Here is a 1,066-nt window from a genome sequence, read left to right on the forward strand (position 1 = left end):
TATTAAATTGGTAAAATTCTTCCGGTGCAATCAAAACCTTACGGATTCAGGTTTAGAATTTATGAGAACTTCAACTCTTTTCTTAAACACATCAGTGATGATGAGGAGCCAGACGTTAAGAATATCAGATCCTTTGCATCTGGTTCATATATACATACAGATGAAATACGATTTAACTCCGAATCAGAAATAATAGAGTACGAGAAAAAAATAAAAGAAAAGCTATTAAAAGATGGCAACCTGAAATACTCTAACTTAAATTCTGTCATCACATCCAGCATCGAAACAATAGAGTCTGGCGACTTCCATCAATTATTTACAGCATTAGAGCATCCAGAAAAACCAACAAATCTTGATTTTTTTTGTTTTACTAAAATTATATCGATATCCGACGGTTATCCCATGGGTTTTTTCGCCAAATCTACAGCATTAAACCTTAAAAAAATTTTAGACACAGCGAACATCAAACCTGATATTACTGCTGCAGACAGGCATGAAGAAAGTGATGAAATCAAAGATGCTTACGGTGAAATAAAATATCTGAAACTTGATAACACAATCTGTTTTCAAGACCAGGCAATATCTTCTGAATATGATCTCGTGTTAATGTCCGCAGGCTTATGCAATTGTACTGGTTTTGAAAAGGAAGAATCATGTGCTGGAATTAAACTTGACAACACTGAAACAGTAGTAAATTTTCTTGATAACATTGCCAGCATTCTAGATAGCAATAAAAGTCATTCCCGTGCTTTTCTTCAAGGAGCCAATCCAATTGGTGTTGGAAATATTGATTCCGCTATAGAAATATTCAACAAAAGATCTGATTTTATCGCGTCAGTTGTGAAAAATCATATCGGAGAATTTTTTGGAGTCATTATTAGACCAAGGCTATGAGAGATTCTTGGGGTAGACATTAAGGAATTCTTCCTGATAGGACTATTATCCATTCTTTCTTTAGCTTCTGCGATCGAGTGTAGGCGGACAGCCTCCCGGGTATTGCGGGTCTTGAATTGGAACCACAAAGCACACGGTGTGACACGGGAGCAGAGTCGGTCTGCTCGTAACT

The 1,066-nt window shown here is 36.5% G+C and carries 1 protein-coding gene; it reads left to right on the forward strand.

What is annotated here, in order from left to right; genetic code table 11:
* Window positions 1-24 precede the first annotated feature (24 nt).
* A complete protein-coding gene (locus tag KDK14_RS02690) occupies window positions 25-894 on the forward strand; it encodes a hypothetical protein (protein WP_257263481.1) in 870 nt (289 codons plus the stop codon).
* Window positions 895-1,066: the final 172 nt, after the last annotated feature.

It is taken from the genome of Endozoicomonas sp. ONNA2, assembly GCF_024606365.1.
GTDB lineage: Bacteria > Pseudomonadota > Gammaproteobacteria > Pseudomonadales > Endozoicomonadaceae > Endozoicomonas.